The sequence below is a fragment of the Microbacterium sp. CFBP 8801 genome (assembly GCF_014839455.1).
In the GTDB taxonomy this organism is placed as follows: Bacteria; Actinomycetota; Actinomycetes; order Actinomycetales; family Microbacteriaceae; genus Microbacterium.
This window is the reverse complement of record NZ_JACYNU010000002.1, coordinates 359,012-380,563: the sequence shown is the minus strand read 5'-3', so window position 1 is coordinate 380,563 and position 21,552 is coordinate 359,012. Positions and strand designations below refer to the sequence as shown.

General features: G+C 71.0%; 20 protein-coding genes. All 20 read right to left on the bottom strand.

The features are described from left to right. Nucleotides 1-49: 49 nt before the first annotated feature. On the bottom strand, nt 50-856 hold the full coding sequence (locus IFR11_RS04705) for a pseudouridine synthase (RefSeq protein WP_055835286.1): 807 nt from the start codon (nt 854-856) through the stop codon (nt 50-52). After that, nucleotides 853-1,512, bottom strand: coding sequence for an SMC-Scp complex subunit ScpB (scpB, locus tag IFR11_RS04700; protein WP_191915371.1), 660 nt, complete (start codon nt 1,510-1,512; stop codon nt 853-855). Before scpB ends, IFR11_RS04705 begins: the two co-directional genes overlap by 4 nt. Continuing rightward, nucleotides 1,502-2,329, bottom strand: a complete 828-nt coding sequence (locus IFR11_RS04695; protein WP_055835982.1) for a segregation and condensation protein A — start codon at nt 2,327-2,329, stop codon at nt 1,502-1,504. Before IFR11_RS04695 ends, scpB begins: the two co-directional genes overlap by 11 nt. 82 nt (nt 2,330-2,411) lie before the next feature. Then, complete coding sequence (locus IFR11_RS04690) at nt 2,412-3,314, bottom strand: ParA family protein (RefSeq protein ID WP_191915369.1); 903 nt, start codon at nt 3,312-3,314, stop codon at nt 2,412-2,414. Between the two features lie 278 nt (nt 3,315-3,592). Beyond that, nucleotides 3,593-4,381: a DUF4184 family protein gene (locus tag IFR11_RS04685; protein ID WP_191915368.1), complete on the bottom strand. Its 789-nt coding sequence runs from the start codon at nt 4,379-4,381 to the stop codon at nt 3,593-3,595. Between the two features lies 1 nt (nt 4,382). Then, entirely contained in the window at nt 4,383-5,696 is a 1,314-nt protein-coding gene (gene tyrS, locus IFR11_RS04680) for a tyrosine--tRNA ligase (protein WP_191915367.1), read from the bottom strand. Between the two features lie 125 nt (nt 5,697-5,821). After that, on the bottom strand, nt 5,822-6,532 hold the full coding sequence (locus IFR11_RS04675) for a hypothetical protein (RefSeq protein WP_191915366.1): 711 nt from the start codon (nt 6,530-6,532) through the stop codon (nt 5,822-5,824). Further along, entirely contained in the window at nt 6,529-7,176 is a 648-nt protein-coding gene (locus IFR11_RS04670) for a SatD family protein (RefSeq protein ID WP_191915365.1), read from the bottom strand. The genes IFR11_RS04675 and IFR11_RS04670 overlap by 4 nt, the downstream gene beginning before the upstream one ends. Nucleotides 7,177-7,227: 51 nt before the next feature. Beyond that, complete coding sequence (argH, locus tag IFR11_RS04665; RefSeq protein WP_191915364.1) at nt 7,228-8,658, bottom strand: argininosuccinate lyase; 1,431 nt, start codon at nt 8,656-8,658, stop codon at nt 7,228-7,230. Between the two features lie 22 nt (nt 8,659-8,680). Continuing rightward, nucleotides 8,681-9,805, bottom strand: a complete 1,125-nt coding sequence (locus IFR11_RS04660; protein ID WP_191915363.1) for a heparan-alpha-glucosaminide N-acetyltransferase domain-containing protein — start codon at nt 9,803-9,805, stop codon at nt 8,681-8,683. Further along, nucleotides 9,784-10,707, bottom strand: a complete 924-nt coding sequence (argF, locus tag IFR11_RS04655; protein ID WP_055835270.1) for an ornithine carbamoyltransferase — start codon at nt 10,705-10,707, stop codon at nt 9,784-9,786. The genes IFR11_RS04660 and argF overlap by 22 nt, the downstream gene beginning before the upstream one ends. Further along, nucleotides 10,704-11,921, bottom strand: coding sequence for an acetylornithine transaminase (locus IFR11_RS04650; RefSeq protein ID WP_191915362.1), 1,218 nt, complete (start codon nt 11,919-11,921; stop codon nt 10,704-10,706). The genes argF and IFR11_RS04650 overlap by 4 nt, the downstream gene beginning before the upstream one ends. Continuing rightward, nucleotides 11,918-12,820: an acetylglutamate kinase gene (gene argB / locus IFR11_RS04645; RefSeq protein WP_191915361.1), complete on the bottom strand. Its 903-nt coding sequence runs from the start codon at nt 12,818-12,820 to the stop codon at nt 11,918-11,920. The genes IFR11_RS04650 and argB overlap by 4 nt, the downstream gene beginning before the upstream one ends. Next, nucleotides 12,817-13,974, bottom strand: a complete 1,158-nt coding sequence (gene argJ / locus IFR11_RS04640; RefSeq protein WP_055937151.1) for a bifunctional glutamate N-acetyltransferase/amino-acid acetyltransferase ArgJ — start codon at nt 13,972-13,974, stop codon at nt 12,817-12,819. The genes argB and argJ overlap by 4 nt, the downstream gene beginning before the upstream one ends. After that, nucleotides 13,971-15,020 carry an N-acetyl-gamma-glutamyl-phosphate reductase gene (gene argC / locus IFR11_RS04635; RefSeq protein ID WP_191915360.1) on the bottom strand — a complete coding sequence of 350 codons (1,050 nt, stop codon included), beginning with the start codon at nt 15,018-15,020 and terminating at the stop codon, nt 13,971-13,973. Before argC ends, argJ begins: the two co-directional genes overlap by 4 nt. A 347-nt stretch (nt 15,021-15,367) precedes the next feature. After that, on the bottom strand, nt 15,368-17,878 hold the full coding sequence (gene pheT, locus IFR11_RS04630; protein WP_191915359.1) for a phenylalanine--tRNA ligase subunit beta: 2,511 nt from the start codon (nt 17,876-17,878) through the stop codon (nt 15,368-15,370). Continuing rightward, the gene (pheS, locus tag IFR11_RS04625; RefSeq protein WP_055835237.1) at nt 17,878-18,918 is read right to left on the bottom strand and encodes a phenylalanine--tRNA ligase subunit alpha; all 1,041 of its coding nucleotides are present in this window, start codon (nt 18,916-18,918) and stop codon (nt 17,878-17,880) included. The genes pheT and pheS overlap by 1 nt, the downstream gene beginning before the upstream one ends. Before the next feature lie 55 nt (nt 18,919-18,973). Further along, a complete protein-coding gene (locus IFR11_RS04620; RefSeq protein ID WP_191915358.1) occupies nt 18,974-19,873 on the bottom strand; it encodes an amino acid ABC transporter permease in 900 nt (299 codons plus the stop codon). Continuing rightward, entirely contained in the window at nt 19,870-20,526 is a 657-nt protein-coding gene (locus IFR11_RS04615) for an amino acid ABC transporter permease (protein ID WP_055835234.1), read from the bottom strand. Before IFR11_RS04615 ends, IFR11_RS04620 begins: the two co-directional genes overlap by 4 nt. 60 nt (nt 20,527-20,586) lie before the next feature. After that, nucleotides 20,587-21,486 carry a glutamate ABC transporter substrate-binding protein gene (locus IFR11_RS04610; protein ID WP_191915357.1) on the bottom strand — a complete coding sequence of 300 codons (900 nt, stop codon included), beginning with the start codon at nt 21,484-21,486 and terminating at the stop codon, nt 20,587-20,589. Nucleotides 21,487-21,552 lie beyond the last annotated feature (66 nt).

Sequence of the window (21,552 nt, the reverse complement as noted above, 5' to 3'; positions counted from 1 at the left end):
CTCCTGCTGCCCTGGGCGGCGCCGCTCGCGCCGCGAGACGCGCCGCACGTCACTCAGCCGGATCGGCCGAGGTGTCGCCGTCTCGACGAGACAGCGTGAGAAGGGCGCCTCGTTCTACTGTAGTCAACTCGCGTGCCTTGCCCACCGGGAGAGTTCCCAGGTGGAGGGGACCGAACTGCCGCCGCACGAGTTCGATGACCGGGTGTCCGACCTCGTCCATCATGCGCCGCACGATGCGGTTCTTCCCCGAGTGCAGCGTGAGCTCGACCAGGCTCTCGCCCCGCGACGCGTCGAGCAGGCGTGCCTTGTCGGCGGCGATCCGCCCGTCCTCGAGGTCGACGCCCCGGGTCAGCTTCGCGATGGTCTGCGGCGTGACGAGCCCCTCGACCTTGGCGATGTACACCTTCGTCACCCCGAACGAGGGGTGGGCGAGCACGTGGGCGAGGTCGCCGTCGTTGGTCAGCACGAGCAGGCCGCTCGTGTCGGCATCCAGTCGTCCGACGTTGTAGAGGCGTTCCTCCCACTCGTCGGCCCACTCCCGCAGGTCGGGGCGACCGCGGTCGTCGTTCATCGAACTGACGACACCGGTCGGCTTGTTCAGCACCACGTAGCGCTTGGACTCGTCGAGCTGGATGGCGACGCCGTCGACGTCGACGAGGTCGGTCTCGGGGTGGATGCGCGAGCCCAGCTCGGTGACGGTCTCGCCGTTCACGCGCACGCGGCCCTCGACGATCATGTTCTCGGCCACGCGCCGCGAGGCCACGCCCGCATTGGCGAGCACCTTCTGCAGCCGGATGCCCTCGTCGCTCGCGGAGCCTGCGCCCCCGGTCGCTGCGCCTGTCGAAGCGTCGCTCATTTCAGTACCTCTCCGTCGAATCCGTCGGCGCCGTCGTCGAGCAACGGCGAGATGTGCGGCAGCTCGTCGAGCGAGTTGATGCCGAGGTTGACCAGCAGCTGGTCGGTGGTCCCATAGTGGATGGCGCCCGTGTCGGGGTCGGTGAAGACCTCGGCGATCAGCCCCCGCGACAGCAGGGTGCGAACGACCGAGTCGACGTTCACCGCGCGGATGGATGCCACCTGCCCGCGCGTGACGGGCTGCTTGTACGCGATGACGGCCAGGGTCTCGAGCGCCGCCTGCGACAGGCGCGAGGGCGCCTGGGTGTTGACGAACTCGCCGACGACGTCGTCGTACTCCTCGCGCACGTACAACCGCCATCCCCCGCCGACCTCGCGCAGTTCGAAGCCGCGCACGGGTCCGCCGGTCTCTCCGTCGTAGTCGGCGACGAGGCCCGCGACGGCCTGGCGCACCGCGGGCACGGGAGCGGCGACCGCGGCGGCCAGACTCACGAGGCTCTGCGGCTCGTCGAGCACGAGCAGGATCGCCTCGAGGCGACGGGCGACGGATGCCGGATCGGTCGGGCGGGCGACGGGCGCCGGTTGCTCCGCGGCCGCGGCGGCGTCGACGGGGGTCGCCGCGGCGTCGACGGCGACGGCGGGGGGATCAACGGTCATAGTCGGCTCCGAGGGCGGCGAGGTTCTCTTCCGACCACCGTTCGGCGGTCCAGCGCAGCGTCAATTCTCCCAGGGGTTCGAGCTGCTCGAACGACAGGGCGGCGTGGCGGTACAGCTCGAGGATCGACAGGAAGCGTGCCACGACGACCCCGGTCTCGGTGACCCCGGCCACGAGGTCGCGGAAGTTCAGGGTACCGGCGGAGCGCAGCAGGGTCACGACGATGGCGGCCTGCTCGCGGATGCTCACGAGCGGGGCGTGCAGGTGATCGAGGCCGACGGTGGGGATCTGCTTCGGGGCGAGCGCCACGACCGCCAGCGCCGCGAAGTCCGCGGCGTTCAGCGTCCACTTCAGCTCCGGCACGGCGCTGCGGTACTTCTCGTCGAGGCGCACGGCGCGCGTATGACGGCGGTCCTCACGCTGCAGGCAGCGGGCGAACCACGCCGACACCTCTTTGAACGCCCGGTACTGCAGCAGGCGGGCGAACAGCAGGTCGCGTGCCTCCAACAGCGCCACGGACTCGGCATCCACCAGCTCGCCCTGCGGCAGCAGACCCGCGATCTTCATGTCGAGCAGGGTCGCGGCGACCACCAGGAACTCCGACGCCTCATCGAGATCGCCGTCGGGCCCCATCGCGCGCAGGTAGGCGATGAACTCGTCGGTCACGCGGCTGAGGGCGACCTCGGTGATGTCGAGCTCGGCCCGCGAGATGAGCGTGAGCAGCAGGTCGAAGGGACCGTCGAAATCGGGAAGGGTGACGCGGAAGCCCGCGGGCTCGGGGGCCGAGGCGGGCTCGGTCACCGGCGCGGGCTCGGGCACCGACGCCGGCTGGGAGTCCGAGGCCGGAGCATCGAGCGTCGCGGCGGGGGCGCCGTCATGCGGCGCGGCGGAGGCGGTGTCGTCAGGCGACGGCGCCACGGGCGACCAGTTCCCGCGCCAACCGCAGGTAGGCCTGGGCTGCGGCGTGCTCGGGTGCGAACTCCGTGATCGGCATGCCCGACACCGAGGCGTCGGGGAACTTGACCGTGCGGCCGATGACCGTCTCGAGCACATCGTTGCCGAACGCCTCGACCACGCGCTCGAGCACCTCGCGCGAGTGCAGCGTGCGGGGGTCGTACATCGTCGCCAGCACGCCGTCGAGCTCGATCGCCGGGTTGAGGCGGTCGCGCACCTTGTCGATCGTCTCGACCAGCAGTGCGACGCCGCGCAGGGCGAAGAACTCGCACTCGAGCGGGATCAGCACGCCGTGCGCCGCGGTCAGCGCGTTGACGGTCAGCAGGCCGAGCGAGGGCTGGCAGTCGATGAGGATGACGTCGTAGTCGGCCGCGACCTTGCGCAGCACGCGCGCCAGGATCGTCTCGCGGGCGACCTCGTTGACGAGGTGCACCTCGGCCGCCGACAGGTCGATGTTGGCCGGCAGGATGTCGAGGCCCTCGACGCGCGTCGCCACGATGACCTCGCGCGGGTCGCGCTTGGTGTCGAGCAGCAGGTCGTAGATGGTCGGCACGTCGTGGGTCTGGATGCCGAGACCCGCCGACAGCGCACCCTGCGGGTCGAAGTCGATGGCGAGCACGCGGCGCCCGTAGCCCGCGAGGGCGGCGGCCAGGTTGATGGTGGTGGTCGTCTTACCGACGCCACCCTTCTGGTTGCACAGCGCGATGATGCGCGCCGGACCGTGGCTGTCGAGGGCGGCCGGAGTGGGGAACCCTTGGTAGGGGCGACCGGTGGGTCCGAGGATGACCTCGTCCGCGACCGCCTTCTTGCCCTTCGTGCTCGCCGACACCGAGTCTCCCGCCTTCGTCATAACGCCCCCGAGTCTAACCGCCGCCCGCTCCCCCGCCCGATGCACGCGCCGGACGCCGGCCCGGTCGGTGCCGAGACCGCATGGAGGCCGCTGGACGGGCCGCAGGGGGCGGCCGTCGGGCGGGGGCGTGCCGCCGGACGCGGGCGAAGCCGCCGAAGACGCACGCGATTGACGAGGACGCACGGGATGGGCGTCGAAGCCGTGCGGCCTCGGCAATCGCATGCGGTCTCGGCGCCGGTCGGTGCCGGGCGCGGGGGCGCGGGGTCGCCGGGCGCGGGTCAGCGGCTGCGACGCACCGCGGCGCCGCGGGCCTGCACGGCGAGCGCGAGCACCAGCGTCGCCGCTCCCCAGGCGGCGGCGACCTTCACCAGCACACCGTAGATGAGGTGGGTCGGGGTGTAGCCCGCGTCGAAGCCGCCCGCGACAGCGAGCGCAACGATGGACGCGACGACCAGGGCGGCCGGCAGCGACAGCCACCACGCGACGCGCACGGCATCCGGAAGCACGCGGCGCACGGGCGTCGCCGCGCGCCGCGACCACCACCACAGCCCGAACGCCGCAAGACCCGCCAGCCCGAACACCCCCGAGCCGTACTGCAGCCACTTCACGCCGAGCAGCGGCCCCCACTGCTGCTCCAGCACGGGCAGCAGCGCCTCGCCCGCCCGTCCCTCGTGCGTGAAGAAGTCCCAGACGACGTGCGTGACCACACCGATCGTGAGCGAGAGCACGAGCCACGCGATGCCGCGCACTCCCCCGCTCAGCGTCTCGCGGGCGGCGGCGCGAGCCCCGGCATCCCACCCGTCGGGAAGACGGTCCGCGACGACGCGGGGAGTCAGCTCCCGCGTCGCGGGGCGCAGGACGCACCTCCACACCAGCAGCAGCACGAACGCCATGACCACCGTCACCGGTAGCCACGCGAGATCGTGCGTCACCGCGTACGGGGGCACGATCCCGCGCAGGAACAGCGGAAGGTCGGGCGTCATCGCGCCGATCGCGATGGCCGCCGGCACGAGCGGTGTGCGCAGGAACGGCAGCGCGACGACGGCGTGACTGACCGTGAACGGCATGTCAGTCGAGGAACAGGCCGGCGAGCGTCTTCTTGCCGCGGCGCAGCACCGAGACACCGCCCGGGAGCGTCCCCTCGACGACGGCGTCGTCGGAGGTCACCTTCTGGCCGTCGAGCGACACCCCGCCCTGCGCGATCGCGCGGCGGGCCTCGCTGAGGCTGCCCGACAGCTCGGTGGCGGTGAGCGCCTCGACCACGGTCGTGCCCCGGGCGACGGTCGCGTGCGGCAGCTCCTCGAGCGCGGTGCGCAGCACGGCGGCGTCGAGGGCCGTCACATCCCCCTGACCGAACAGAGCCTCGGTGGCGGCGATGACGGCCTCGGTCGCCTCGGCGCCGTGCACGGTCGTGACGACCTCGCGGGCGAGACGCTTCTGCGCCGCGCGCCGGAAGGGTTCGGTCTCCACCTGGGCGGCGTACCCTTCGATCTCGGCACGCGTGAGGAACGTGAACACCTTGAGGCGCTCGAGCACGTCGCGGTCGTCGGTGTTGAGCCAGAACTGGTACATCGCCCACGGGCTGCACATCTCGGCATCCAGCCAGATGGCGTTGCCCTCGCTCTTGCCGAACTTGGTGCCGTCGCTGTTGGTGATCAGCGGCGTGCCGATCGCGTGCACCGAGGCGCCCTCGGCGCGCCGCACCAGGTCGGTGCCGCTGGTGAGGTTTCCCCACTGGTCGCTGCCGCCGGTCTGCAGCACGCAGCCGTAGGCGCGGTACAGCTCGAGGTAGTCGAGCCCCTGCAGGATCTGGTAGCTGAACTCGGTGTAGCTGATGCCCGCCTCGGAGTTCAGGCGCGCGCTCACCGCGTCTTTCTTGAGCATCGTGCCGACGCGGAAGTACTTGCCGATCTCGCGCAGGAAGTCGATGGCGCTCAGCGGCGCCGTCCAGTCGAGGTTGTTGACGATGCGGGCGGCGCTGTCGCCCTCGAAGCTCAGGAAGCGCTCGACCTGCGCCCGCAGGCTGGCGACCCACTCGGCGACGGTCTCGCGCGTGTTGAGCGTGCGCTCGGCCGTGGGGCGCGGGTCGCCCACCAGACCGGTGGAGCCGCCGACGAGGCCCAGCGGGCGGTGGCCGGCGAGCTGCAGGCGACGCATCGTGAGCAGCTGCACGAGGTTGCCCAGGTGCAGGCTCGGCGCGGTCGGGTCGAAGCCGCAGTAGAACACGATCGGGTCTCCGCCGAGCAGTTCGCGCAGCTCGCCCTCGTCGGTCGACACGTGGATCAGCCCCCGATAGACCAGCTCGTCCCAGACGTTGTCGAAGGTCGGGTCGTTGGCGGGGGTGAGGGCGCTCACGGGCGCCGCGTCGATCGGTGCAGACACCGGCCCAGGGTATCAGCGGGGTCGTGGGGCTCCGGATGCCGAGACCCCGCCGCCGACGCGCTCGCCCCGCGTGCCGCGCGATCGCCCCCTGCCGCTCGGTCCGCACGCGCGGCCGCACGCTGCCGTCAGCCCGCGTGCACGCCCCACCACACGAGGAACGCCGCCGCCAATGACGTCACCCAGCTCACGAGGCTGCCGATCAGGAAGTACTCCGCGCGGTCTCCCCCGTCGCCGTCGCGCGAGATCTCGGGGAAGCGCACGATGCCCTTCGCGGCGAGCACCGCGGCGATGAGCGTGTACGCCCCGGCGAGCGTCAGCACGAAGACCAGGATGCGCTCCAGCGGTCCGATGAGGCGTCCACCCTTGAGCGTCGGCGTCGCCGTCTCGTCGGGGGCGACGCGGCCACCCATCTCGGAGCGGAGCGCGATGCGCACGACCGCGTTGCCGGACTCGAGCAGGAAGACCAGGCACCCGACGACCAGCACGATCACGTCGACCGACACGGCGTCGGCCGGTCGGTAGGTGGTCCACATCTCGCCCAACATGCCGGGGCGGACGCGGCCCGGGGCGATGACCACGCAGGCCGCCGCGGCGAGCGCCAGCAGGGCCACGGGCCAGAGGCCCGCGCGCGCGGGACCGTGCTCGGGCACGACCCACGTCCAGATCGCGGCGACGGCGACGGCGAGCAGGCCCGCGATCACGGCATCCAGTCCCGCCGACACCACGACGAGCGCCACCGCCGCCGCCGCGAAGGCGATCCAGCGGCGGGATCGGATCATCTGGCGCACCAGGTCGACCGACCCGACGGCCAGCAGCAGGAGTCCCGCGGCGATCACGAGCGCGCTCCGCGGGTGAGGGCGGCGAAGCCCTCGACGATCGCGGCAGAGCCGGCGGAGGCCAGGGCCTGCGAGACGGCCGACTGGCTGACGCCCTCGGTCTCGGCAAGTTCCCGCTGCGAGCGACCCAGGCACCGGCCGTAGGTGAGGCGGCGCGTGCGTTCGCTCATCGTCGAGACCAGTTGGTCGCGGCTGAGCGCGTAGGCGTTGGCGAGCGAGATGGTGTCGACCATGGCGGCATCCTCTCCCTCGGCGGCCTCGATCCACGTGCGCGCGAACGGCGCGGCGCGTTGCTGCAGTCGCGCGGTTCTCTCGATCGCGGCGCGGGCCGCCCACCAGGCCGGCCCCTCGGGCACGGTGCGTCCGTCGAGCTCGATGGGTCGTACCGCGCCGACTCCCACGCCGAAGCGGCAGTCGATCTCGTCGGGGAGCGCCAGACGCACGAGCAGCAGCGACGCGAGCGCGTCGCCGAGTCGGTCGTACTCGCCCTGCAGTTCATCGCCCACGACGGCCGCGAGGGGCTGCCTCGCGACCGGCAGGTCGCGGTCGGCGTCGCCGACGACCCGCGCGATGCGTCGCTGTGCGGCGGCGCGGTCGACGAGCTGCCTCGAGGCGACGATGTCAGCGATCACGGCGATACTCATGACATAAGCGTATCGCTTATCTTCACGTTTTGATAAGCGAAAGGCTGATACTCAGTCGACGAGTGTGCGAGCGGCGGCCTGCGCGCGCGAGACGAGCTCGTGACGCTGCTCGCTCACGCGTGCGGGCGCCGTTCCCCCCGCGCCCGTGCGGCTCGACACCGACCCCTCGATCGAGAGCACCTCGCGCACCGCCGGAGTGAGACGGGGCGAGACCGAGGCCAGCAGAGCGTCATCGGCGTCTTCGAGGCCGATCTCGCGCTCCTCGCAGGCGCGCACGAGCTCCCCTGAGATCTCATGCGCGTCGCGGAAGGCCACGCCCTGACGCACGAGCCACTCGGCCACGTCGGTCGCCAGCGAGAACCCCTGGGGGGCGAGCTCGGCCATGCGCTCGGTGTGGAACCGCAGCGTCGCGATCATGCCCGAGAAGGCCGGCAGCACGAGCTCGAGCGTGCGCACCGAGTCGAACACGGGCTCCTTGTCTTCTTGCAGGTCGCGGTTGTACGCGAGCGGAAGACCCTTGAGAGTGGCCAGCAGGCCCGACAGGTTGCCGATCATGCGGCCGGCCTTGCCGCGCGCGAGCTCGGCGATGTCGGGGTTCTTCTTCTGCGGCATGATGCTCGAGCCCGTCGAGTAGGCGTCGTCGAGCGTGACGAAGCCGAACTCGCGCGTGTTCCACAGGATGACGTCTTCGGACAGGCGCGACAGGTCGACGCCGATCATGGCGGTGATGAACGCGAACTCGGCCACGACGTCGCGCGACGCGGTGCCGTCGAGGGAGTTCTCGGCCGGTCGGGCCAGGCCCAGGTGATCGGCGACCAGCTGCGGGTCGAGGCCCAGGGTCGCCCCGGCGAGCGCCCCGCCGCCGTAGGGCGACACCGACGCGCGCACCGACCAGTCGCGGAGGCGTTCGATGCCGCGTGTGAAGGCCCAACCGTAGGCCTGCAGGTGGTGGGCCAGCAGCACCGGCTGCGCGTGCTGCAGGTGGGTGCGGCCCGGCATGATCGCGGTGTCGTGCGCCTCGGCCTGGGCGACGAGCGCGTCGATGAGGCGCAGCACCTCGCGGGTGATCGTGCGTGCGTGGTCGAGCAGGTACAGCCGCACGAGGGTGGCGATCTGGTCGTTACGGCTGCGGCCGGCGCGGAGCTTGCCCCCGAGCGCGGGCCCCACGGTCTCGATCAGCACGCGTTCGAGGGCGCCGTGCACGTCTTCGTCGCCGGGAGCGGCGACCAGGGTGCCCGCGCGCAGGCGCGCGGCCAGGTCGTCGAGACCGGCGTGCATGGCCGCGGCCTCATCGGCGTCGAGGTAGCCCGCCGCCTCGAGGGCGGCGGTGTGCGCGTGCGAGCCCGCGATGTCGTACAGGGCGAGGTCCCAGTCGAAGTGCGTGGAACGGCTGAGGGCCGCCAGCTCGGGAGAGGGGCCGCCCGAGAAACGGGCCCCCCACAGGGCGCCCTCGTTCGTCGACTGACCGCTCTCGTGACTCATGCCCCCAGCCTACCGAGGCGTCTCAGCGAACCGCGGCCGGGGTCGTGGCATCCCGGCCCACGACGAAGCGCACCACGGCGTCGATGAGCGCCTCGAGGGGCCCGCGCCCCACCGTCAGCGCCCACGCGGTGCAGCCGACGACCAGGCCGAGGGTCAGCGGCCCGAAGAGGCCCAGGGCGCGGATGCCCCACAGGTCCGACGTGTCGCCCAGCACCGCGAGCGCGACGAACGCCCACACGACCAGCTGCAGCACGTAGGCCGTGAGCGGCATGGAACCGACCGCGCGGAGAGGGATCGCGAGCCACCGCACCGGCGTCCGGCACAGCAGCAGGCACAGTCCGATCGTCGCGATCGCGAAACCGCCCGATCCGATGACCTCCCACAGCCCCGCCGAGTGGTCCTCGGCGGTGAGGACGGTGGACAGGTACCGATCGTCGGCGACGGCGGGTTCCGTCACCAGGGCCAGGCCGTAACCCGCGAGCATGAGGGCGCCACCCGACAGCAGCATCAGGGTCTGCTCGGGCAGCAGACGCAGGTCGAGGCGTCCGAGCCCCATGCCCGCCAGCAGGAACGCGATCCACACCGGGAACGGGTAGTTCCAGCCGAGCGCGGCGGAGATCTCTTCGCCGAACCGGCCGCTCCAGAGGGGGGCCGCATCGAGCACGGGTTGGATCCACGGCATGACGAGGGCGACGGCCCCCGCCGTGAGGAACAGCCCGCGAGGACGCATTCCCAGAAACGGCAGCGACAGCGCGAACAGCAGCGCGTACGCGGGAAGGATCACGTACACCGGCACCCCGGTGAACACCAGCAGCATGCCGATCACCCACAGCAGCGCCCCGCGCAGTGCCAATCGCGCGGCCGCGCGAGCGCGCCGGGGTCCCTCGAGCGGACGAGGACCGCCGGTCACCAGCGCGATCGACACGCCCGCCAGCACCGCGAAGAGGATGGACGAGCGCCCGTTGACCACGTCGAGCCACGACGACGGGTCGCGCGCGACGAAGTCCTCGGTGTCGAGCAGGTGCGCGGCCAGCATGCCCAGGACCGCGAGGCCCCGGGCCAGGTCGACACCGATCAGCCGCCCCGGCCCGTCGAAGCGGGTCCAGGTGCGGCCGATCCGCGTGGTCAGCCCTGGCGCAGAAGCCACACCAGCAACGCCTTCTGGGCGTGGAGCCGGTTCTCGGCCTCGTCCCACACCACGCTCTGGCGACCGTCGATGACCTCGGCGTCGACCTCGTAGCCGCGGTCGGCGGGCAGGCAGTGGATGAAGATCGCCCCCTCGTCGGCGCGCGTCATGAGCTCGCTCGTGACCTTGAAGTCGCCCAGGTCGCGGATGCGCGCGAGCTTCTCCTCTTCTTTGCCCATCGACACCCACGTGTCGGTGACGACGACGTCGGCTCCGGATGCCGCGGCCTCGGGGTCGCTGGTGAGAGTCACCGATCCGCCGGTGGTGGCGGCGATGCGCTCGGCATCGGCGATGACGTCGGCGCGGGGCGCGTAGTCGGCGGGAGCTGCGACACGGACGTGCATTCCGGCCGTGACGCCGGCGAGCACGTACGAGTGGGCCATGTTGCTCTGCCCGTCGCCGAAGAACGACAGCGTCAGCCCCGCGAGCTCGCCCTTGTGCTCACGGATGGTCAGCAGGTCGGCGAGCAGCTGGCACGGGTGAAAATCGTCGCTCAGCGCGTTGACCACCGGAACGCGCGTGCCGCGCGCCATCTCTTCGAGGCCCGCCTGCGCGTAGGTGCGCCAGACGATCGCCGCCACCTGACGCTCCAGCACGCGGGCGGTGTCGGAGGGGGTCTCCTTGCCGCCGAGCTGGCTGTTGGCCGTCGAGATGATGAGCGGCGAGCCGCCGAGGTCGGCGATGCCCACGGCGAACGACACGCGCGTGCGGGTCGACGACTTGTCGAAGATCACCGCGACGGTCTGGGGGCCGGCGAGCGGCTTCTGCGCCCAGCGGTCCTTCTTCAGCTCGATGGCGAGGTCGAGGATCTCGGCCTGTTCGGCCGGGCTCAGGTCGTCGTCGCGCAGCAGGTGGCGGGTCACGCGGGGGCTCCTTCGAGGATGAGGGCGTCGGAAACGGTGGCGAGCGCGGCGCCGAAGAGCGAGAGGAACTCGGCCACTTCTGCATCGCCGATCGTGAGGGGCGGCGCGATGCGGATGGTGTCGTCGTTCGCCGCGTTGACGATGAGCCCGTGCTGCTGGGCCGCGGCGACGACGGCCTTCGCGACGGGGCTGGTGAGACCGATGCCGAGCAGCAGGCCACGCCCGCGGACGCCGGCGACCAGGGGCGAGCCCAGCCCGGCGATACCCTCACGCAGCTCGGTCTCGCGGCGGGCGGCGTTCTCGACGAGGCCGGACGACTCGATCTCGTGCAGCACGGCGCCGCCGACGGCGGTCCCCAGCGCGTTGCCGCCGAAGGTCGAGCCGTGCGTACCGGGGAAGAACAGGTCGCTGGCCGCCCCGAAGGTGATGAGCGCGCCGATCGGGAAGCCGCCGCCGATGCCCTTGGCCACGGTGATGGCATCCGGCACGATCCCGGAGTGTTGGAAGCCGAACCAGGCACCGGTGCGACCGGCGCCCGTCTGGATCTCGTCGATGATCAGCAGCGCGCCGTGGCGGGCGGTGATCTCGCGGGCCGCCTGCAGGTAGCCCTCGGGCAGCTCGACGACGCCGGCCTCGCCCTGGATGGGCTCGACGAGCAGGGCTGCGACACGGTCATCGACAGCGCTCTCGAGGGCCTCGATCGTGGCGTCGATGTGCTCGACGCCCGGGACCATGGGCAGGAAGTCGGCCTGCAGCGCGGGCTTGCCGGTGAGCGCGAGGGCACCCATGGTGCGCCCGTGGAAGCCGCCCTTGAGCGTGAGGATGCGGGTGCGCTCGGTGCCGCGACCGTGCAGACGCGCGAGTTTGAGCGCCGCCTCGTTCGCCTCGGCACCCGAGTTGCCGAAGTACACCCGGCCCGATTCGCCCGTGCCCGCGAGACGCTTCAGACGCGCGGCGAGCGCGAGCTGCGGCGGCGTGGCGAAGTAGTTCGACACGTGCGCCAGGGTGGATGCCTGGGCGGTCAGCGCCTCGACGAAGGTGGGGTGGGCGTGACCGAGGGCGTTGACGGCGATTCCGGCCAAGAAGTCGAGGTACTTCGTGTCGTCGGCGTCCCAGACGTAGGCCCCCTCGCCGCGCACGAACAACGCCATGCGGTCGCCGAAGCTGCGGACGAGGTCGCGTCCGGCGTCTTCTTGCCAGGTTGCGGTGGTCATGCCACCACCTCCGTTCCGATTCCCTTGCTGGTGAACAGTTCGACGAGCACCGAGTGCGGCACGCGACCGTCGATGATGGCCGCGGAGGGCACTCCCCCGTCGACCGCGTCGAGGCAGGCCTGCATCTTGGGGATCATGCCCGATTCCAGACGCGGCACCATCTCGCGCAGCTCGGTCGAGGTCAGGTGCGACACGAGCGAGTCGCGGTGGGGCCAGTCGGCGTACAGGCCGGGCACGTCGGTCAGCACCACGAGCTTCTTGGCGTTCAACGCCACCGCAAGCGCCGCGGCCGCGGCATCCGCGTTCACGTTCAACGACGCGCCGGGGTGGTCGAGGTCGGGCGCGATGCTCGAGACGATGGGCACGCGACCCGCGGCGAGGTGGTCGAGCCCCGGCTGCGGGTCGACCGTGACGACATCGCCCACGCGGCCCAGGTCGTGCTCGACGCCGTCGACGACCACACCGCGACGTCGACCGCCGAACAGGCCGGCGTCTTCACCGCTCAGCCCCGTGGCCAGCGGACCGTGGGCGTTGACCTTCGCGACGAGCTGCGGGTTGATCTGGCCCGTCAGCACCATGCGCACGACACCGATGGCCTCGGTGGAGGTCACGCGGTAGCCGCCGCGGAACTCGCTCGGAATGTCGAGGCGGTCGAGCATCGACGAGATCTGGGGTCCGCCACCGTGCACGACGACCGGCTTCACCCCGACGTAACGCAGGTAGGCGATGTCGGCCGCGAAAGCGTCCTGCAGCTCGTCGCTGACCATCGCGTTTCCGCCGTACTTCACCACCACGACCTGGTCGCGGTACTTGCGCACCCACGGCAGCGACTCGACGAGCGTGACCGCCCGGTCACTGGCCTGGGCGGGATCGGTGTCTTGAAGGTCGATGTGTGTCATGAGGAGTAGGCGCTGTTCTCGTGGACGTAATCGTGCGTCAGGTCGTTGGTGCGGATCGTGGCCTCGGCCGAGCCGGCACGGAGGTCGACGACGAGGTCGAGCGCGCGCGGGGTGAGGTCGACGTCTTCGCGAGGGCGGTCGGGGCCACCCGCGGTGCACACGCGCACGCCGTTCATCCAGACGTCGACGTCGTACGGGTCGAACCGGGCCGAGGTCGTGCCGATCGCCGCGAGGACCCGCCCCCAGTTGGGATCGTTGCCGAACACGGCGGCCTTGAACAGGTTGTTGCGCGCGATGGAGCGGCCCACCTCGACGGCCTCGTCCTCGGAGGCGGCCTGGGTCACCCGGATCGTGATGTCGTGACTCGCCCCCTCGGCGTCGCCCTGCAGCTGCGCGGCGAGGTCGTCGCACACCGCGGCCAGCGCCGTGGCGAACTGATCGGCGGGCACACGGATGCCACTGGCCCCGCTGGCGAGCAGCGTCACCTGGTCGTTGGTCGACATGCAGCCGTCGGAATCCAGACGATCGAAGCTCACGCGCGTGGCCGCCCGCAGAGCCGCGTCGGCTTCGTCGGCGTCGAGCACGACGTCGGTGGTGACGACGACGAGCATGGTGGCGAGGCCCGGAGCCAGCATGCCGGCGCCCTTCGCCATCGCGCCGATGCTCCATCCGTCGCCGACGTGCACGGCGCGCTTGGGGCGGGAGTCGGTGGTCATGATCGCCAGCGACGCGTCTTCTCCCCCGTCGGTCGAGAGAGTGGCGATACCCGTGTCGACACCGGCGAGCACCTTGGCGCGGAAGACCTCGTCGCCCGTGCCGATCAACCCGGTCGAGCAGACCACCACGTCTCCGGCGCCGACACCCAGCAGCTCGGCGGCACGCTCGGCGGTCTGGTGCGTCGTCTGGAACCCGAATGCGCCCGTGAAGCAGTTGGCCCCGCCCGAGTTGAGCACGACGGCCTCGATGACGCCGTCCTTCACGACCTGCTCCGACCAGAGGATCGGATTGGCCTTGGCACGGTTCGACGTGAAGACGGCCGCACCGACCTTGAGAGGGCCGCGGTTCACGACGACGGCGACATCGCGCGCACCGGTCGACTTCAGGCCTACAGCGACTCCGGCTGCCTCGAATCCTGCGGGGACGGTCACGCTCACGGGGCGACTCCGTTCAAGGGGAGGGCGGTGGTCTCGGCGAGGCCCAGCGCGATGTTCATGGATTGCACGGCGGCACCGGCGGTGCCCTTGACGAGGTTGTCGACGGCGGCGACCACGACCACGCGGTTCGCGGCGCGGTCGATGGCGAGACCCAGCGAGGCGACGTTGGCGCCGAGCACGTCGGCGGTGCGCGGGAACACACCCTCGGGAAGCAGCTCGACGAAGGGCTCGTCGGCATAGGCCTGCTCCCACGCGGCGCGGATCTCGGCATCCGAGACCCCCTCACGGATCGGGGCCGACGACGTCGCGAGGATCCCGCGCGCCATGGGAACCAGGACGGGGGTGAACGAGATGCGGATGCCGGCGGCAGGCCTGCCCGCGGCGGCCAGCGCCTGGCGGATCTCGGGGATGTGACGATGTGTGCCGCCGACGGCATATGGGTTGGCGGTCCCGAGGATCTCGCTCGCGAGGAGGTTCGTCTTGGCCGACTTTCCTGCCCCGCTCGGGCCCACCGCGAGCACCGAGACGATGTCGCCGGGCTCGATGACCCCCGCCGCGATCCCCGGCGCGAGCGAGAGGGCGACGGTCGAGGCATTGCATCCCGGAGCGGCGATACGTGCGGCGCCCCGCAGCAGCTCACGCTGCTTGCGGCGCCCGACGGGCAGCTCGGGAACGCCGTAGGCCCACGGCTCGGGGTGCGCTCCGCCATAGAACTCCGCCCAGTCGTCCGGCGAGGTCAGGCGGTGGTCGGCACCCGCGTCGATGACGAGCGGGGTGTCGGCCAGCGCGTCGGTGTACTGCGCGGACTGGCCGTGCGGGAGGGCGAGGAAGACGACGTCGTGACCGGCGAGCACCTCGGGTGTCGTCGGCTTCAGTTCGAGATGCGCGAGAGAGCGCAGGTGCGGCTGATGGGCGACGAGGGGCTGGCCGGCACTGGAGTGCGCCGTGACCGTTCGCACCTGGACGTCGGGATGATCGGCCAGCAGACGGAGGATCTCGCCGCCCGCGTAGCCGGAAGCGCCGGAAACGGCGACCGAGAGGGTCATGTGTCCACCTTAGGAGTCGGGGCTGGTGCTGAACTCAGCGATAACCGGGGCGGCGACGCCCGCATGCCCGACCGTCGGCGGGTTACGAGGTCGCCGAAACTCGGCGTGCGACCCGACGTCGACGCACGGCAACGGGGCTCACGGAGAGCTCCTCGGTGCACACGACGGTCGACGACATGTGGCGAGGTTATCCGCCGCGCCCGGGCGAGGGCAAATCAGCGACCGTGTGCACGCCCGCGTGACAGTAGCGAATGACCGGCCGCGCGAAGGCGTCGCGTTCGCGGAGCCCGCCGAGACGACGAAGCGCCGCACGGCGTGAGCCGGCGGCGCTCCGTTCGATCAGGGCGTCAGTCGCGAATGGCCGCGCCGAAGCGCTCCGCGGCCACCGCGACGCCGGCGAGCTTGGCCTGCGTCGCCTCGGCGGCGGTCAGGGTGCGGTCGTCGGCGCGGAAGCGCAGGGCGAACGTCAGGCTCTTCGTGCCATCGGTCACCCCGGGGCCGCGGTAGTCGTCGACCAGACGCGCCCCCTCGAGCAGCGGGGCTCCACCCTCGATGAGGGCGGCACGCACCGATCCCGCCGACACCTCGACCGGGACCGTCAGCGAGACGTCCTGCGTCGCCGCCGGGAAGCCCGAGAGCGATGCCGCGACCACGCGCGCCTGCGCCAGCTCGAGCATCGCGTCGAGGTCGAGTTCGGCCACGAGCACCCGGCCCGGCAGGTCGGCGTCGGCCGAGACGGCGGGCAGCAGCTCGCCGACGTAGCCGATGTCCTGTCCCGCGGCGAGGACGCGTGCGGTGCGGCCGGGGTGCAGGGCTGCGCGCTGAGCCTGCACGAGCTCGATGTCGAGGCCCGCCGCCGAGGCCAGCACGCGCACGGCGTCGACCGCATCGGCCAGGTCGGCCGCGACGGCCGGCTGCCCGGGCTGCTTGGCGACGGTGTTCCCGGCCAGCAGCACGGCGACGTGTCGGCGCTGCGGCGGGATCGAGGCGTCCAGAGCGGTGAGGGTCGCGGCATCCGGTCGCACCGCCAGCGGCGGAACCGACGCGGTCCCGTACTGCACGCCCGGCTTCGGCAGGAAGACGGTGCCCATCTCGAACAGCGCGAGATCGACGATGCCGCGCGAGACGTTGCGGTGTGCGACCTGCAGCAGCGCGGGCACGAGGGAGCGACGCAGGTAGGGCGCGAGACCGTCGAGCGGATTGGCGAGCTTCACGCTCGGCAGCGCGTCGCCCGAGGGCGAGCCGTGCAGGGCGTTCTGCTCGTCGGTGGTGAACGGGAACGACGGCGTCTCGACGAAACCGGCCGCGGCCAGGGCGTTCGTCACCCGACGACGACCCTGCTGCGCGGCGGTGAGGCCCCGACCCGAGGGAGGCGTCGGCAGCACCGAGGGGATGCGGTGGTATCCCTCGATGCGGGCGACCTCTTCGGCCAGTGTCCACTTGTCGGTGAGGTCGTGGCGCCACGAGGGCGCGACGACCGACCAGCCCGACTCGCGCGCGTCGACGGTGCATCCGATGAGCCGGAGCGCCGAGACGATCTCGTCGTCGGTGTACTCGACGCCGATCAGGCCCGAGACGAACCCGGCCGGCAGGGTGATCGCGTCGCGACGGTACTCCGACGACAGCGAACCGCCGAGCTCGGTGTCGAGCGTGCCGCCGGCGAGCTCCACCATGAGCGACGCGACGCGCTCGGCGGCGACGTACGGCACGAGCGGGTCGACGCCGCGCTCGAAACGCCGCGACGCTTCGGAGGGCAGCTTGTGCCGCCGCGCGGTACGCGCGATCGAGACCTGGTCGAACGTCGCCGCCTCGATCAGCACGTTGCGGGTGGCGTCGCTCATCTCGGTGGGGCCACCGCCCATGACACCGGCCAGGCCGATGGGGCCCGACTCGTCGGTGATGAGCAGATCTTCGGCGTTCAGGGTGCGCACCTGGCCGTCGAGGGTCTCGAGCTTCTCGCCGGGCGCGGCGCGGCGCACCGTGATGCCGCCCTGCAGGCGGTCGAGGTCGTAGCCGTGGATCGGCTGGCCGAGCTCGAGCATGACGTAGTTCGTGATGTCGACCAGCACGCCGAGCGAGCGGATACCGGCGAGCGAGAGCCGCGTGATCATCCACGGCGGAGTCGGACGCGAAGGGTCGACGTCGCGCACGATGCGCGCCACGAACTCGGTGGCGCCGTGACGACCACGGATCGGCGCCTGATCGTCGACGGTGATCTCGAAGCCCGAGGGCGTGCGCGAGACGGCCTCGTCGTGGCCGGCACCGGGGTCACGGAAGTCGGCACCCGTGGCGTGCGAGTACTCGCGGGCGACCCCGCGCAGCGACAGGGCGTAGCCGCGGTCGGGGGTGACGTTGATCTCGACCGCGAGGTCGTCGAGCCCCAGCAGCGCGATGGCATCCGTTCCCACGGGCGCGTCGATGCCGAGGTCGATCAGACGCAGGATGCCGGAGTGCTCGCTGCCGAGCCCCAGCTCCTTCGCCGAGGCGATCATGCCGTCGGAGACGTGGCCGTAGGTCTTGCGCGCGGCGATGGGGAACGGGCCGGGCAGCACCGAACCGGGCAGGGTCACCAAGACCTTGTCGCCCTCGAAGAAGTTGCCGGCACCGCAGACGACGCCGCGCACTCCCCCGTTGTCGGCACCGACGTCGACCTGGCACCAGCGGATGGTCTTGCCGTTGGACTGCGGTTCGGCGGTGAACTCCTTCACCTCGCCGACGACGATCGGGCCCGACAGCTCGAAGCGGTGCACGTCTTCTTCTTCGAATCCGACCGAGACCAACGCCGCGAGGACGTCTTCGGGCGTGGCCGTCGCGGGTACGTCGACGTACTCGCGCAACCAGGAGAGAGGGACGCGCATCAGACCACCATTCCGAACTGCTCGCTGAAGCGCACATCGCCCTCGGCCATGTCGCGCATGTCCTGCACGTCGCTGCGGAACATGAGCGTGCGCTCGATGCCCATGCCGAAGGCGAAGCCCGAGTACTCCTCGGGGTCGATGCCGGCGGCGCGCAGCACATTGGGGTTCACCATTCCGCACCCGCCCCACTCGATCCAGCGCGCCCCGCCCTTGAAGGTGGGGTGCCACAGGTCGAGCTCGGCGCTCGGCTCGGTGAACGGGAAGAAGTTCGCGCGGAAGCGCGTCTTGGCCTCGGGCCCGAACAGCACGCGCGCGGCGTGGTCGAGGGTGCCCTTGAGGTGGGCCATCGTGATGCCCTTGTCGATGACGAGGCCCTCGAACTGCGTGAACACCGGCAGATGCGTCGCGTCGAACTCGTCGGTGCGGTACACGCGGCCGGGGCAGAGCACATAGATCGGCAGATCGCGCTCGAGCATGGAGCGCACCTGCACGGGGCTCGTGTGCGTGCGCAGCACCAGATGCCGCGCGACCGGGTCGACGAAGAACGTGTCCTGCATCTGGCGCGCCGGGTGGTCGACGTCGAAGTTGAGGGCGTCGAAGTTGAACCACTCGTGCTCGAGCTCGGGTCCCTCGGCGATCTCCCATCCCATGCCGACGAAGATGTCGGACACCTGCTCCTGCAGGAGCGAGATCGGATGCCGTGCCCCCACGCGTGCGCGCTGCGGCAGCGCGGTGACGTCGATGCGCTCGGCCTCGAGCTGGGCGGCGGTCTCGGCTTCGGCCAGCTCGGCCTCGCGGGCGGCGAGCGCCTGAGTGACCTGGCCGCGGGCCTGACCCACGAGCTTGCCGAAAGCGGCCTTGTGCTCGGGGGCGACGGCGCGCATCTGGGCGTTCAGTCGCGCGAGGGAGGATTGCTCCCCCGTGTGCGCGGAGCGGGCGGCTTTCAGGTCGGCGGTGGTCGCGGCCGCGGCGATGGCCGCGAGTGCGGCTTCGACGGCGGAGGCGACGGCCTCGGGGGTGATCTCGGGTGCGTCGGACACGAGATGAGAGTCTACCGACGGGCGGGGACACTCCCCCGCCCGTCGGCGGATTCGATCAGACCGACGGACCGCCTCGCTGGGCGACGATGAGCGCCGTGTCGGTGCCGCCCTGCTGCGGGGGCTGCACGGGGGCGGCCACCTGGCCGACGCGCGGCGACCGGCGCAGACGCTTCTCGACCAGGGTCGCCACGTACGACAGCAGCAGGCAGAGCGCGATGTAGATCGCACCGACGATGATCGTCGCCGGGATGATGGGCGAGCCCACGCTCGGCTGCGCACCGATGTACTTCGCGTAGAACAACAGCTCGGGGTACGTGATGATGAAGCCGAGAGCCGTGTCCTTCAGGGTCACGACGAGCTGGGCGATGATGACGGGCATCATCGCGCGGATCGCCTGCGGCAGCAGCACGAGGCGCATGACCCCGGCCTTGCGCAGGCCGACGGCGTAGCCCGCCTCGGCCTGCCCGCTGGGCAGCGACTCCACACCTGCGCGGATGACCTCGGCGAGCACCGAGCCGTTGTAGCAGATGAGGGCGATGACGACGGCCCAGTACGGCTCCATGCGGATGCCGAGGACGGGGAAGCCGTAGTAGAGCAGGAACATGAACACGAGCACCGGGATCGCGCGGAAGACCTCGATCACGGCGGTGAACGGCCAGCGCACCCACTTGTGATCGGACAGGCGGCCGATCGCGAGCACGAAGCCCAGGGCCAGCGCACCGAGGGCGGCCACGACGAAGGCGGCGATGGTACGCATCGTGGCCTCGCCGATCTGCGCCCACACGTTCGTGTAGGTGAACGCCGACCACTTCTGGGCAGTGAACTGACCGGTGTCGGCGAGACGCCAGACGAAGAATCCGATGATGCCGAGCACGACCAGGATCGTGACGACACCGAGGACGCGGTTGCGGGCGACGGCCTTGGGACCGGGGACGTCGTACAGGACGCTGCTCATCGTGCGACCCTCCATCGGTTCTCGAGCGTTCGCTGCAGCCATGACAGCAGCAGGACGAGCGCGACGAAGATGACCATCACCCACAGGATGACGACGAACGCGTTCTCTCCGCGCTCACTGAGGTAGTTGCGGACCGAACCCAGGTTCACGATCGAGAAGCCCGCGGCGACGGTCGTGTTCTTGAGCAGCGCGATGAACACGCTCATCATCGGGGGGATCACGGAACGGAACGCCTGCGGCAGCACGACGAGCGTCATGACCTGGCCGAAGCCCAGGCCGAGCGCTCGAGCGGCCTCGGCCTGACCGACGGGGACGGTGTTCACGCCCGACCGGATCGCCTCGGCGACGTACGTCGCCGTGTAGATGCCGAGGGCGCAGATCCCGAGCGTCAGCGAGACGTCGCCCGTCAGACGCAGCCCCAGGAGCGGGGGCAGCGCGAACACGAACGCGAAGAAGACGAGCGTGAGGGGGGTGTTGCGGATCGCGCTCACATAGAACGTGCCGACACCGCGGGCGATCGGCACGGGCGAGACGCGCATGGCGCCCACGATGAGGCCGAGCACGAGGGCCAGCGCTCCGCCCGCGAAGAACAGCAGAAGGGTTCCGCCGAGCGCCTCGCTCCACACGTCGAGGTTGTCGGTGATGACGCCCATGCGTGCTCCTTATCTTGGTCGGGGGTTCGGGGGCGGTGCGGTGCACCGCCCCCGAACGGATCACTCGTCGGCGGTGGGCTGGTCGCCCTTGATACCGGCGGGCGCGAGGTTCTTCTCGAACAGCGCCGTCCAGACGTCGCCGCCGTCGTTGAACAGGGTGTTGATGTGGTCCTTCAGGACGGTGTCGCCCTTGGGCAGGCCGACGCCGTAGCGCTCCTCGCTGAAGGTGTCGCCAGCGATCTTGAACGCGTCGGGCTCCTGGGCGACGTAACCGGCGAGGATCGCCTGGTCGGTGGTCACCGCGTCGACCGAACCCGCGCGCAGCTGCTCGAGGCACTGCGTGTAGGTGTCGTACTCGACGGTGTCGCCGGGGGCGTACTCGTCGCGGATGCGCTGCAGCGGCGTCGAACCGGTGACCGAGCAGACGATCTTGCCGGCAAGGTCGTCGGGGCCGGTGATGTCTTCGTTGTCGGCGGCGACGAGCAGGCCCTGACCGGTGATCAGGTAGGGGCCGGCGAAGTCGATCTGCGCCTTGCGCTTGTCGGTGATCGAGTAGGTGCCGACGTAGTAGTCGACGTTGCCGTTCACGAGCTCCTGCTCGCGGTTGGCCGAGGGGATCGTCTTGTACTCGATCTGGTCCGCGTCGAAGCCGAGCGAGGCCGCGATCCACTGAGCGATCTCGACGTCGAAGCCTCCGCGCTCGTTGCTGACCGGGTCCTTGAAGCCGAGACCGGGCTGGTCTTCCTTCACACCGACGATGACCTTGTCGGCGGCGACCATGCGGTCGTAGGTGGGGCTGCCGTCGAGCGAGACGTCGGAGGCGACCTCCCACAGCTGCGTCGAGTCGGTGCCGCCGTCGGCGCCGGGAGCCGCGCCCGGGGTGCCGCTGTTACAGGCCGTCAGGGCCAGAAGGCCGGCGGCGACGATGCTCGCGCCGGCGAGAAAACGTGTCTTACGCATGTGATGTCTCCTTGGTTACGTGTGCTGTGCGGATAAGGGTCGTCGGTGACGGCGCGCGAGATAGAC